The organism is Flavobacterium sp. 120 (assembly GCF_003633605.1).
GTDB classification, from domain to species: Bacteria; Bacteroidota; Bacteroidia; order Flavobacteriales; family Flavobacteriaceae; genus Flavobacterium; species Flavobacterium algoritolerans.
Genome location: NZ_RBKZ01000001.1, coordinates 1,037,423 through 1,049,683, shown reverse-complemented (window position 1 = coordinate 1,049,683; position 12,261 = coordinate 1,037,423). Strand labels below are relative to the sequence as shown.

Genomic DNA, 12,261 nt, shown 5'->3' with positions numbered 1-12,261 from the left:
TCTAATTATTATTTAAAAAAACTATCAACAAACTCATACTTATTAAAAACCTGAAGATCCTCAATTCCTTCTCCAACACCAATATATTTTACAGGAATTTTAAATTGATCGGAGATTCCTATTACAACGCCGCCTTTTGCTGTTCCGTCTAGTTTTGTAACAGCTAAACAAGTAACCTCAGTAGCCGCTGTAAATTGTTTCGCTTGTTCAAAAGCGTTTTGACCGGTTGAACCATCCAAAACTAATAATACATCATGTGGTGCATCACCAACAACTTTTTGCATCACTCGTTTTACTTTGGTCAATTCGTTCATTAAATTAATTTTATTATGCAAACGACCTGCAGTATCAATTATAACAATATCGGCATTTTGCGCCACTGCTGACTGCAAGGTATCAAAAGCTACCGAAGCCGGATCACTTCCCATATCCTGACGAACAATAGGAACTCCTACCCTATCCGCCCATATTTGCAACTGATCGATGGCTGCGGCACGAAAAGTATCGGCAGCACCAAGAACCACATTATAACCTGCTTTTTTAAACTGATAGGCTAACTTACCAATGGTAGTCGTTTTCCCAACTCCATTAACTCCTACCACCATTAAAACATAAGGCTTAGTCTGAACTGGAATTACAAATTCAGTAGCTTCACCAGTATTTGTCTCTGATAATAAAGCTGCAATTTCTTCTCTAAGAATTTGATTGAGTTCCTCTATACCAAGGTATTTATCTAATGCAACACGATTCTCGATTCTGGTAATTATTTTTAATGTCGTATTTACACCAACATCTGAGGCAACAAGGATTTCCTCTAAATTATCTAAAACTTCATCATCAACTTTAGACTTTCCGGCAACAGCTTTGGTTAACTTCGAAAAGAAATTTGTTTTTGATTTTTCAAGACCTTTGTCTAATGTTTCTTTTTTCTCTGATGAAAATATTCTTTTGAAAAAACTCATTGTATAAATAGTATTAAGAATGAAGTATTTAAGTCCTTAGAACCAATACGTTTTTCTAACGGTAAATATAGAAAATAAAAAAGCTACTTCCGAATGAAAGTAGCTTTTCTATATAATGTGATTGCTAATTATTTCTTTTTCAAGAATTCATCAACAGCTTCAGGAGCCATAATAGATTCTACGAATGTATATGCACCTGTTTTTGGAGATTTCACCATTTTGATGGCTTTTGATAATCTCTTAGAAGATGTTTGTAACGATGCTACGGTTTTCTTTGCCATGATTCAAATGTTATTTAAATTTAAATAAAATCTTCAAATGTTACCATTTAAGATTTCATCAAAATCTCTAATTATTACTTAATTTCTTTGTGAACAGTTACACGTTTCAAGATTGGATTAAATTTTTTAATCTCTAATCTGTCTGGTGTATTTTTTTTGTTCTTTGTTGTTATGTATCTTGAAGTTCCTGCAACACCCGAAGTCTTGTGCTCAGTACATTCTAAAATTACCTGGATTCTATTACCTTTCTTTGCCATCTTGCTATTTTTTTATTTTGGAATGGATTATTTAATAAATCCTTCTGACTGCGCTTTTTTCAAAACTGCAGCGATTCCATTTTTATTAATTGTTTTTATCGTAGATGCAGCTACTCTTAGAGTAATCCATCTATCTTCTTCTGGAAGATAAAAACGCTTTTTAACTAAGTTTACAGAAAATTTTCTCTTAGTTTTGTTCATAGCGTGAGAAACGTTATTTCCTACCATCGCTCTTTTACCTGTAAGGTCACAAACTCTTGACATTATACTTATCTTTTATCGTTATTCAAAATCAGGGTGCAAAGAAAAGAAAAATAAACCTATTAAGCAACAAATTTATTGCACATTTTTTAAAATTTCTTTCTGTAATAGCTCTAAACTTTTAATTACAGCTCTATCTATCACTTTTTCACGGGGTTGACCAAAATTAAATTCTTCAACAATTACTTCGCTTGGCGTTGCCAATGCAATAAAAACTGCTCCAAGTTCTGCATTTGAGTCTCCTTTTGATGGTCCAGCGTTTCCGGTTGTCGCAATTGCATAGTCCGTTTTCATCATGTTTTTTATATTCAAAGCCATCTCCGAAACTACCGCTCTACTCACAACAGAATGTTCTTTTATGAGACTTTCCGAAATACCCAAAACATCAATCTTAGCAGCAGTTGCATACGAGACAACACCTCCTTTAAAATACTTTGAAGCCCCGGAAACCGATGTCAATACTGCTGCAATTTTACCTCCGGTACAACTCTCAGCAGTGGAAATCGTTTTATTTTGCTTTGTAAGCATTTTTCCTACTACAACTTCCAAGGTTTCATCATCATCAAAACCCACGATAATATCATGGATTATCGCATCCAGCGAATTTACATTTTCTTCGAGAGCGGCTTCTAATTTTTCTTTGTCAGTACCACGGGCCGAAAGACGCAAACGAACTCTTCCCGGTGCAGGCAAATAAGCCAACTTAATAAATTCAGGAAGGTTATTTTCCCAATCCTCTATTCGTTCGGCCACCATACTTTCGCCTTGTCCGTACGTGAGAATTGTTTTATGGATAATATAAGGGCGTTTGTATTCCCGAACTACTTTTGGGATAATTTCATGCTCCACTAAATACTTCATTTCATAAGGAACTCCGGGAAGCGAAATAAAAACAGTGTTTTCCTTTTTCATCCACATTCCTGGTGCAGTACCTACTTGATTATGAAGCACCGTACATTTTGAAGGAACCAGTGCCTGATCTTTATTGATCTGCGTAATTGTTCGCTTGTAGAAACCTTCTATAAGTTGCGTAACATGGGCCAGCACTTTTTGATCTACAATCAATTCATCTTCAAAATAATCACAAAATGTTTTTTTGGTAATATCATCTTTTGTTGGCCCTAAACCTCCAGTTATAATCACCAAATCGACTTTGTTTTGAAGTACTGCAAACGTATCTAAAATGTGTTTCTTATCATCACTAATCGAAATCATTTCATTGATTTCAACACCAATTTTATCTAATGATTTGGCTATAAAACCCGAATTTGTATCGACAATTTGGCCTATTAAAATTTCGTCACCAATGGTAACTATGGTTGCTTTCATTTTTTTTGTGATATTTTTTGTGGGATTGCAATCTTAAAAAAGAAATGTGTAAAATAGCACATTCCGTTTTTTGCGTGAGTGATAATAGTGAAAATCCTCTCTCGTTTTTTAACGAGAGAGATTACTTTACCTAATAATTATTTTCATAGGAGTTCAGTGAACTTAGTTTGTAACGGATAGCCCGACCCCCTTTTTCAGCGGGTCACGCCCCAATATTACAAATCGAAATCTTTTTTGATTTCTTTGATAGCGTCATTAACTTGGTTTTTTACGCTCTTAAAAGTTTCTTTGATGTCTTTCTTTTTACCTTCGGCTTTGGTCCAGGCTTCGATTTGAAGAATCTCCTCAAAAGCCACGTTTAACCCCATTAAATCAAGCGTAGGTTTTATCTTGTGCGCATAAGCATAAGCGTGCTTATGGTCTTTCTTTTTTATTCCTTCTTTGATTTGTACTAAATCATCTGGAACTTCGGTAACAAACAATGTCAAAATTTCATTTACAAATTCTGCATCGTTGTCTGAAAGTGCGTACACTTTTGAAAGGTTGTAGTTTATAGCCATTATTTTACTTGTATTCTAAAGAGTTGTTGTCCTTCTAAAAATCCTTCCAAAACGTCATCTGGCTTTACAGCAGCCACTCCTTCTGGAGTTCCTGTAAAAATAATATCTCCAATTTTTAAGGTAAAAAACTGAGAAACGTATGAAATTAGTTCGTCAATTTTCCACAACATATGACTGGAATTACCCTTTTGTACCGTTTTATTGTTGTTGGTTAATTCAAAAGTAATATTTTCTAATGAACTAAATTGATTTTTTGGTAAAAATTCACCTATAACTGCCGAGCCGTCAAATGCTTTTGCTTTTTCCCATGGCAAGCCTTTTGCTTTTAATTTCGCCTGTAAATCACGTGCTGTAAAGTCAATTCCAACACTAATTTCGTCATAATATTTATGCGCAAACTTAGGCTCGATGTATTTACCAACTTTATTTATTTTGACAATAATCTCAATCTCGTGATGAATATCCTCCGAAAATTCCGGAATCACAAATGGATGCTGCTTTAATAAAACGGCCGAATCCGGCTTCATAAAAACAACAGGTTCTGTTGGTCTTTCGTTGTGTAATTCTTCTATATGATTGGTGTAATTTCTACCAATGCAGATTATTTTCATTTCTTATTGATTCAAAAATTAGCTTAATTTATTATTCAGTTTTCGAAGTTTTATTGCCGTTAAAACTTTCTTGGTATACAACGGAAAATCCGCATTTTGTATCCAACTGAAATAACCGGGTTCTGTTTCCAGAATTTTATCCACTTTCACTCCTTTGTGTTTTCCAAAAGTAAAAATCTCTTCATCATCCTTATCAAAAGCAATCATTCCAGCAAAATCAGCGATTTTCTTTCTTGTGGTAAATTCCGATAATGATTTCATATCGTTTTCCAATTCCGGATAACGATCCAGTTGAGCTTTCAAAATTTCGTAAGTCGCCATAGTATCCGCTTCTGCAGAATGTGCATTTTCAAGCGTTTTTCCACAATAAAACTTATGCGCCGCGCTTAAAGTTCGCTCTTCCATTTTATGAAAAACGGTCTGTACATCCACTGAAACCCTGTTTTTCATGTCAAAATCTACTCCGGCACGAAGCATTTCCTCTGCCAATAACGGAATATCAAATCGATCTGAATTAAATCCAGCCAAATCACTGTCTTTAATCATATTATAAACTTGCGCAGCCAGTTCATTAAAAGTAGGCTCATTTGCCACTTTTTCATCGGTAATTCCATGAACAGCTGTTGTTTGTGGCGGAATTGGAATCGTTGGATTAACCAGCCAAGTTTTGCTTTCTTTATTTCCGTTTGGAAAAACTTTGAATATTGAGATTTCTACAATTCTATCTTTTCCGATATCAATTCCTGTGGTTTCAAGATCGAAAAAGCAAATTGGTTTATTGAGTTTGAGTTCCATTTTTAAATTTTGTGTGGATACAAATATATAGGTTAAACACGAATTTGACGAATTATCCCCAAATAATTTCTTCAAGAATTCTTGTCTTTTTGTGCAATTAAAACGGTGTACTAAAATAAAAACCCGACTGATTTTTGAAAATCGGTCGGGTCTACTATTCTAATTATATTTATTTAAACATCTCTGTTTACATCAAAAGCTTCTAAGTATTCAGCAACTCTTTTTACAAAACTACCACCTAATGCTCCGTCAACTACTCTGTGGTCATAACTATGTGACAAGAACATTTTTTGACGAATTCCGATAAAATCTCCTTCTGGAGTTTCGATTACTGCCGGCATTTTACGAATTGCTCCAAGAGCTAAAATCCCAACTTGTGGCTGATTGATAATTGGCGTTCCAAAAACACTTCCAAAAGTCCCCACATTCGTAACCGTATAAGTTCCGCCTTGCGTATCGTCTGGTTTCAGTTTCCCCATTTTAGCACGGTTTCCTAAATCGTTTACCGCTTTTGCCATTCCTACTAAATTCAGTTGATCCGCATTTTTAATAACAGGAACAATTAAATTTCCGTTTGGTAACGCAGCAGCCATTCCTAGGTTGATGTTTTTCTTTTTAATGATATAATCACCATCTACAGAAATATTCATTCCAGGAAAATCTTTCAGCGCTTTAGCAACTGCTTCCATAAAAATTGGCGTGTAGGTCAATTTCTCCCCTTCTCTTTTTTCGAAAGTAACTTTATTTTTCTCTCTCCATTTTACAATATTCGTCACATCCACTTCAATAAATGATTGTACGTGAGCCGAAGTTTGCACAGAAGCAACCATATAACCGGAAATCAGCTTGCGCATTCTGTCCATTTCTATGATTTCATCACCACCGCTTACTGATACTGGAGCAGCTTTTTGAGCAACTGGAGTTGCAACCGGTTTTTGAACTGCTGCAGCCGGAGCCGAAACTGCTGGCTGGCTTGTTCTATTTTTTACGTAGTCTAAAATATCATTTTTAGTAACTCTTCCTTCTTTTCCTGTTCCTGAAATTGATGCTAATTCTGCTACAGAAACCCCTTCTTCTTTGGCAATATTTTTCACTAAAGGCGATAAGAATTTTTCAGAATCAGAGAAATCAGCAGGAACCGCAACCGCTTCTTTAGCTACTTCAACTGTTTTTTCAATAATTGCAACTTCAGCAGGAGCAGCAACTTCTTGAACTGTTTCAGCAACAGCTGCACTATCCGTTTCAATAATGGCAATCGTTTGCCCTACTTGAACTAAATCATCTTTACCGAACAGTTGTTCGACTAAAATACCCGAAACTTCGCTCGGCACTTCACTGTCTACTTTATCAGTAGCAATTTCGAGTACCGCTTCATCGGCTTCAATTTTGTCTCCAACTTGTTTCAACCAATTTGTAATTGTCGCTTCTGCAACGCTTTCTCCCATTTTCGGAAGCTTTAATTCAAATCTTGCCATATTGTTAACCTAAAAGGTGATTTTGATTTTCAGTTTGCGAAATTACTAAATATTTCAAATATAAATTACATTAAATGTAATTTTTTACTCTATTTCTATAATCTCACCTCTCTCGTTACTATTGTTACTTCCTATTAAAAAATTAGCGTTTTTTGGTATAATTTTAAAGGTAAACCTTTTATTTCTTGAAGATTCGAGAATTGCAATACATTCTTTAAAAGAAATGAATTCGTTATCTAAAATAACTTCTGTGCTTATTTTACTCTTAACAGAAGACGAAATTACCATTTTTTCTGTTTTCAAATCGTGAAACAGGACTTTTTTTTGCAAAACTAAACGGAGTTTATCTACTAATTTTTCATTAGCCGAATACAACAGATATAATTTTGGAGTCATTTTTATCCCGAAGTTTCGCGAGGATTTTCCTTGAAACATTTTTGCCAAAGAGAAAAAGACAATTCCTATTTCCATAAAAAGTGAGAATATCACAGATACACGAAAATGCTTTTTATAAAAAAAATTCATCGCTTCCTGAAAACGTTTCATATACGTTTCGTCTTTAATGGTACTTTCTCCCTTATAATGGATTACGGTGGTTTCATGAAAATAATAATTAGATTTCCCTTCTTTCAGGACTCGATACGACAAATCGATATCGTCAGAATACATAAAACAATCTTCATCAAATCCACCCATTTCAAGATATAAATCTCTTTTCATAAATATAAACGCCCCAACGAGAATATCCACTTTTCCGGTTTGATTTTCGTTTAAATGCGCAGCATAATATTTCCCGAAAGTCCTTGATTTAGGAAATAATTTATACAAACCCGTAATTTTTGTAAATGCAACAAAAGGCGTTGGAACACCGCGCTTGCTTTCGGGAAGAAAATTCCCGGTTCCATCAATCAGTTTACAACCCAAGATTCCTAAATCTGATTGTTTTTGGGCGAAAGTCAATACTTTAATAAATGTATCTTCGGCGACTACAGTATCAGGATTCAGAATACAAATGTATTCCCCTTGAGCTTTAGCAACTCCTATATTATTGCCTTTTGGAAAACCTATATTTTCGTTGTTTTGAATGAGTTTTACCTTTGGAAAACGCTGTTTCATCATTGCACAACTGTCATCCGAAGAATTATTATCGATTACAATAATTTCTCCATCAATGGTTTCTAATGCATTTTGAACACTTAGGACACATTGCTCTAAAAAGAAACGAACATTATAATTAAGGATGATGACGGATAGTTGCATTCTTCAAAGATATATTTTAAGATGTAAAGACACAAAGGTTCAAAATTTAAAAACACAAAACATATTTTCTTTTAGCCCCGATAAAGCCGATATCCTTTGAGAGGAACGAACAAAGATAAAGGCGTAAGCGGGAACGATATCAGCAAATAAATCCAAATCATTCGCTCCAGATTAAGATTTTAATCTTTATAATCCATTACTTTTGGAGAACACTAACGATTCTATACCTTTTAAACATTGAAAAAGATATTCTCATTATTATTCTTGATTTTTTTTAACCCTGCACAGTCTCAAATTTCGGGTTGCACGGATCCACTTTCTAAAAACTACAATCCAGCTGCTACTATTAATGACGGAAGTTGTGTCTATGCTTCGGTAAAAATTAAACCAAAATATTCCGTAAAATTAGATGCGGTTTTGAAAGAAACTTCAAGTTTGACACAAAGTGATTCGCTGTTATGGACCAGTAATGACAACACTGACAAAGCACTTTATGCGATTAATAACAAAGGTGTTATTCAAAATAAAATTCAACTGAAAAGCACTACCAATACCGACTGGGAAGAAATTGCACAAGACAACGACTACTTTTACATTGGCGATTTTGGAAATAATGCCTCCGGAAACAGGAAAGATCTTCATATATTGCGAGTTGAAAAAAAATCACTTTCACAGAATAACCAAAAAATTGATACGCTTTCGTTTTCATATTCCAATCAAACGAATTTCACCAAAACCAAGTCCAATGCGACCAATTTTGATTGTGAAGCTTTTATTGTTTCCGGTGACGAAATTTACTTGTTTACCAAACAATGGAAAGACAAAAAAACCAGTGTCTATATGATTCCGAAGATTCCCGGCAAGCACGTTGCTCAACTAAAAGAATCCTATAATGTGAAAGGATTGATTACCTCAGCGACTTATTTACCTAAAAAAAAGCTACTCGTTCTTGCGGGCTACAGCAGGTTTTTATCGCCTTTCATTTATCTGCTTTACGATTACAATGATTCCGGTTTCTTTTTTGGAAATAAGAGAAAAATCAATATTGCACTTCCGTTTTATCAGATGGAAGGCATCAGCACCCAAGATGGACTTCATTATTATTTGACCAATGAAAATTTCGTCAGAAAACCAATTATAAATGTCCCACAAAAGTTACATCAATTCGATTTAAGTGCATTTCTAACCAATTATCTGAAACAATAATTGTTAATGAAACCTTAGATTCGACTAAACAATTGGCAAATCGTTATTTAATAGCTTACTTTTGCAAAAAATTTAGCCTTGTGAATTACCTTTCTGTAGAAAATATCTCGAAATCTTTTGGTGAACGTACGTTGTTTAAAGACATCTCGTTTGGAATTAATAAAGATCAAAAAATTGCTTTCATAGCCAAAAACGGTTCTGGAAAAACGACTATTATGAGTATCATTAATGGTCTAGAAGAATCTGATACTGGACAAGTCGTATTGAGAAAAGGCATCAAAATGGCTTTCCTTTCGCAAAATAATAACTTACAGGACGAATTAACGATTGAAGAAAGCATTTTTGCATCGGATAACGAGACTTTGAAAGTGATTGAAGCCTATGAAAAAGCGTTAGAAAATCCAGAAGATGAAGAAGCCTACCAAAAAGCTTTTGACGGAATGGATCAGCACAATGCGTGGGATTTTGAAACGCAGTACAAGCAAATTTTGTTCAAACTGAAATTGGAAAATTTCAAACTGAAAGTAAAAAATCTTTCCGGTGGACAGAAAAAAAGGTTGTCACTGGCTATCATTTTGATTAATCGTCCCGATTTGTTGATTCTGGATGAGCCTACAAATCACTTGGATTTAGAAATGATTGAATGGCTGGAAAGTTATTTTGCCAAAGAAAATATTACGTTGTTTATGGTGACGCACGACCGTTTCTTTTTGGAGCGCGTTTGTAATGAAATCATCGAACTGGACAACGGAAAACTATACCAATATAAAGGAAATTACTCGTATTATTTAGAGAAAAAAGAAGAGCGTATCGCATCCGAAAATTCGAGTGTGGATAAAGCACAGAATCTTTTTGTAAAAGAACTGGAATGGATGCGCCGTCAGCCAAAAGCGAGAACGACAAAATCGAAATCGCGTCAGGATGATTTTTATGAAATCAAGGAAAAAGCACAAAGTCGCCGTCGCGAAAATAAAGTAGAGCTTGAAATTAATATGGAACGTATGGGAAGCAAGATTATCGAGCTTCACAAAATCTCCAAAAAATTCAAGGATCACGTCATCATGGATAATTTCAGTTTTGATTTTCAACGTGGCGAACGCATTGGAATCATTGGAAAAAACGGAACCGGAAAATCGACTTTCTTGAATTTATTGACTGGAACTTTACCGCTTGATGGCGGAAAAGTGGTGATTGGTGAAACCATAAAAGTGGGTTACTACACACAAAGCGGTATTAATCCAAAACCGGGTCAGCGTGTAATTGATGTGATTAAGGAATACGGAGAATTCATTCCGTTGATGAAAGGGAAATTGATTTCGGCTTCGCAATTGTTAGAGCGTTTCTTGTTTGATGCTAAAAAACAATATGATTTTGTGGACAGATTGAGCGGTGGTGAATTGAAACGTTTGTACTTGTGTACAGTTTTAATTCAGAATCCGAACTTCTTGATTCTGGATGAGCCAACGAACGATTTAGATATCGTGACGCTGAATGTTTTGGAAAGCTTCCTTTTGGATTATCCAGGTTGCCTTTTAGTGGTTTCTCACGATAGGTATTTCATGGATAAAATTGTGGATCACTTATTTATTTTTAGAGGTGATGGTGTAGTAGAAGATTTCCCTGGAAACTATTCTGATTTTAGAGCCTACGAAGACAGCACTGATGTAGCGCAAAAAGAAGAAAACAAAGCCGAAAAGAAAGACTGGAAACAAAACAATCCAACTGGAAACCTAACGTTCAACGAGCAAAAAGAATTCCAGAAAATCGAACGAGAAATCAAAGATTTAGAGATTCAAAAAGTAGCTATCGAGCAATTATTCTCGGATGGAAAAGTGCAAGAAAGTGATGTAATGACCAAAGCCAAAGAATTAGAAAACATCAACAATAAGATTGAAGATAAAGAGGAAAGATGGTTTGAGCTTTCTGCGAAGATAGAAGGATAAAATAGCATTCAGTGTTCAATCGCAGTTTGTAATACCGAACATTAATCCTATTAGTTTACACCCACAACAGAATTTTGATTTTGTTGTGGGTTTATTTTTTTAGTAAAAACTAATTTTAAATTAGGTAAGAAATATTAGAATAAATTAAAAGTTCATCTAATTATTTATAGTTTATTTTATATATTTTTGAGAAAAATAAAGCTTGATGTTTATATAGAATAATAACCTAATCGACCTTAAAAAACCCTACTTCAGAATGAAATTTCAATTATTAATAATTTTCACCTTCTGTATACCTAATATTTATAGTCAAAATAAAACAATAATTGCGTACGACATAACTGAAAATAAGGCTATAGAAAATGTAAATTTTATATTTAATGGAGGCACCAACTATAGTTCAAACAAAAATGGCAGGGTAATATTAAAATCAATTCCTTCTGAAAATGTAGTGATTACACATATTGCCTACGATACAATAAACACTAAGATTTCATCCCTACGAGATACACTTTTCTTAAATAAGAGAATTACAAAACTGAATGAGATTGTTATCCACAAAAAGAGAATAAAGATAATTTATCCTAAAAAATCTGTTGGCAACTTAAATCCTAGAAACTATGGAACGTCAGCTCCATTAGATGAAAAGAACATATATGCTGTTCATATTCCGAACAATTTAAATATTAATTTTTTTATCAACAGTATTACATTAGAACCCACAGATTTTTCGATTGCATATCTTAATGAGAAAGATAAAATCAAATCTGAACGTTATAAAAATCAGAAATATGCTCCTTTTAAACTAAATTTATATACAGTGGATTCTATATACGACATTCCGGATCGGCGCATTTTTGAGAAAGATTTTATTTTAAAATTAGAGGAAGGTAAAAAATACGTAACTCTTAAATTAGACAACCAAATAGAAATAAATAATACAGGTTTTTTTATAGCACTTTCACCTTTTTCAAAAGAAGAATATGAAAGCTTAGCTTTTGAAAGATCTCCTGCTTTTAAACATATTCAAGCGAATAAAGATATTGAATATAGAGTCTTAACAAAAAATGAGAAAGTTGATTCCAGTATTTGGAAACAAACACAAAGAAGCAAAGATTACAATCAAGTTTTATATTTTGAATTAGAAATAGAATATTAATTACTATTACTAAATAAGCTTGCAAGTCCAGCTCTTCGAAGTATACAATAGTTCTTGATTACGCTGCACAAATGTCTCGGACTTTGAGCCCATGACAATCAGCAAAAAACACAAAAAACCACAACAAAATCTAATTCTGTTGTGGTTTTTTATTTTATGAAT

General features: G+C 34.0%; 13 protein-coding genes. 3 read left to right on the top strand and 10 right to left on the bottom strand.

Features of this window, described 5'->3' with window-relative positions:
* Nucleotides 1–8: 8 nt before the first annotated feature.
* The 10 genes from ftsY to C8C87_RS04495 form a co-directional block, all read right to left on the bottom strand.
* Nucleotides 9–962 carry a signal recognition particle-docking protein FtsY gene (gene ftsY, locus C8C87_RS04540; protein WP_121341508.1) on the bottom strand — a complete coding sequence of 318 codons (954 nt, stop codon included), beginning with the start codon at nucleotides 960–962 and terminating at the stop codon, nucleotides 9–11.
* Between the two features lie 128 nt (nucleotides 963–1,090).
* The gene (locus tag C8C87_RS04535) at nucleotides 1,091–1,243 is read right to left on the bottom strand and encodes a DUF4295 domain-containing protein (protein ID WP_073370281.1); all 153 of its coding nucleotides are present in this window, start codon (nucleotides 1,241–1,243) and stop codon (nucleotides 1,091–1,093) included.
* 74 nt (nucleotides 1,244–1,317) lie between these two features.
* Nucleotides 1,318–1,500 (bottom strand): 50S ribosomal protein L33, encoded by a 183-nt coding sequence (gene rpmG, locus C8C87_RS04530; RefSeq protein ID WP_017495179.1) that lies wholly within the window; start codon nucleotides 1,498–1,500, stop codon nucleotides 1,318–1,320.
* A 27-nt stretch (nucleotides 1,501–1,527) separates the two neighbouring features.
* Nucleotides 1,528–1,764 carry a 50S ribosomal protein L28 gene (gene rpmB, locus C8C87_RS04525; RefSeq protein ID WP_024980263.1) on the bottom strand — a complete coding sequence of 79 codons (237 nt, stop codon included), beginning with the start codon at nucleotides 1,762–1,764 and terminating at the stop codon, nucleotides 1,528–1,530.
* A gap of 72 nt (nucleotides 1,765–1,836) precedes the next feature.
* A complete protein-coding gene (locus C8C87_RS04520) occupies nucleotides 1,837–3,090 on the bottom strand; it encodes a competence/damage-inducible protein A (protein WP_121341506.1) in 1,254 nt (417 codons plus the stop codon).
* 215 nt (nucleotides 3,091–3,305) lie between these two features.
* Complete coding sequence (locus C8C87_RS04515; protein ID WP_099715939.1) at nucleotides 3,306–3,650, bottom strand: Hpt domain-containing protein; 345 nt, start codon at nucleotides 3,648–3,650, stop codon at nucleotides 3,306–3,308.
* Nucleotides 3,650–4,261: a fumarylacetoacetate hydrolase family protein gene (locus C8C87_RS04510; RefSeq protein ID WP_121341503.1), complete on the bottom strand. Its 612-nt coding sequence runs from the start codon at nucleotides 4,259–4,261 to the stop codon at nucleotides 3,650–3,652. Before C8C87_RS04510 ends, C8C87_RS04515 begins: the two co-directional genes overlap by 1 nt.
* Before the next feature lie 18 nt (nucleotides 4,262–4,279).
* Nucleotides 4,280–5,056 carry a 3'-5' exonuclease gene (locus C8C87_RS04505; RefSeq protein ID WP_099715941.1) on the bottom strand — a complete coding sequence of 259 codons (777 nt, stop codon included), beginning with the start codon at nucleotides 5,054–5,056 and terminating at the stop codon, nucleotides 4,280–4,282.
* Nucleotides 5,057–5,229: 173 nt separating this feature from the next.
* Nucleotides 5,230–6,531, bottom strand: coding sequence for a dihydrolipoamide acetyltransferase family protein (locus C8C87_RS04500; RefSeq protein WP_121341500.1), 1,302 nt, complete (start codon nucleotides 6,529–6,531; stop codon nucleotides 5,230–5,232).
* An 84-nt stretch (nucleotides 6,532–6,615) separates the two neighbouring features.
* Nucleotides 6,616–7,791, bottom strand: a complete 1,176-nt coding sequence (locus tag C8C87_RS04495; RefSeq protein ID WP_121341498.1) for a glycosyltransferase family 2 protein — start codon at nucleotides 7,789–7,791, stop codon at nucleotides 6,616–6,618.
* A 237-nt stretch (nucleotides 7,792–8,028) separates the two neighbouring features.
* On the opposite strand from C8C87_RS04495, the gene C8C87_RS04490 reads away from it, so the two are divergent.
* The 3 genes from C8C87_RS04490 (at nucleotide 8,029) to C8C87_RS04480 (ending at nucleotide 12,099) form a co-directional block, all read left to right on the top strand.
* Nucleotides 8,029–8,997 (top strand): T9SS C-terminal target domain-containing protein, encoded by a 969-nt coding sequence (locus C8C87_RS04490; RefSeq protein WP_233550008.1) that lies wholly within the window; start codon nucleotides 8,029–8,031, stop codon nucleotides 8,995–8,997.
* A gap of 80 nt (nucleotides 8,998–9,077) precedes the next feature.
* Nucleotides 9,078–10,940 carry an ABC-F family ATP-binding cassette domain-containing protein gene (locus C8C87_RS04485; protein WP_099715944.1) on the top strand — a complete coding sequence of 621 codons (1,863 nt, stop codon included), beginning with the start codon at nucleotides 9,078–9,080 and terminating at the stop codon, nucleotides 10,938–10,940.
* Between the two features lie 256 nt (nucleotides 10,941–11,196).
* Nucleotides 11,197–12,099, top strand: a complete 903-nt coding sequence (locus C8C87_RS04480; RefSeq protein ID WP_121341495.1) for a hypothetical protein — start codon at nucleotides 11,197–11,199, stop codon at nucleotides 12,097–12,099.
* Nucleotides 12,100–12,261 lie beyond the last annotated feature (162 nt).

Excerpts from the sequence above, each read along its gene's own strand:
- C8C87_RS04480 (WP_121341495.1), top strand. The coding sequence starts at position 11,197 with ATGAAATTTCAATTATTAATAATTTTCACCTTCTGTATACCTAATATT.
- C8C87_RS04515 (WP_099715939.1), bottom strand. The coding sequence starts at position 3,650 with ATGGCTATAAACTACAACCTTTCAAAAGTGTACGCACTTTCAGACAAC.
- C8C87_RS04520 (WP_121341506.1), bottom strand. The coding sequence starts at position 3,090 with ATGAAAGCAACCATAGTTACCATTGGTGACGAAATTTTAATAGGCCAA.
- C8C87_RS04505 (WP_099715941.1), bottom strand. The coding sequence starts at position 5,056 with ATGGAACTCAAACTCAATAAACCAATTTGCTTTTTCGATCTTGAAACC.
- C8C87_RS04495 (WP_121341498.1), bottom strand. The coding sequence starts at position 7,791 with ATGCAACTATCCGTCATCATCCTTAATTATAATGTTCGTTTCTTTTTA.
- C8C87_RS04500 (WP_121341500.1), bottom strand. The coding sequence starts at position 6,531 with ATGGCAAGATTTGAATTAAAGCTTCCGAAAATGGGAGAAAGCGTTGCA.
- C8C87_RS04510 (WP_121341503.1), bottom strand. The coding sequence starts at position 4,261 with ATGAAAATAATCTGCATTGGTAGAAATTACACCAATCATATAGAAGAA.
- ftsY (WP_121341508.1), bottom strand. The coding sequence starts at position 962 with ATGAGTTTTTTCAAAAGAATATTTTCATCAGAGAAAAAAGAAACATTA.
- rpmB (WP_024980263.1), bottom strand. The coding sequence starts at position 1,764 with ATGTCAAGAGTTTGTGACCTTACAGGTAAAAGAGCGATGGTAGGAAAT.
- rpmG (WP_017495179.1), bottom strand. The coding sequence starts at position 1,500 with ATGGCAAAGAAAGGTAATAGAATCCAGGTAATTTTAGAATGTACTGAG.
- C8C87_RS04535 (WP_073370281.1), bottom strand. The coding sequence starts at position 1,243 with ATGGCAAAGAAAACCGTAGCATCGTTACAAACATCTTCTAAGAGATTA.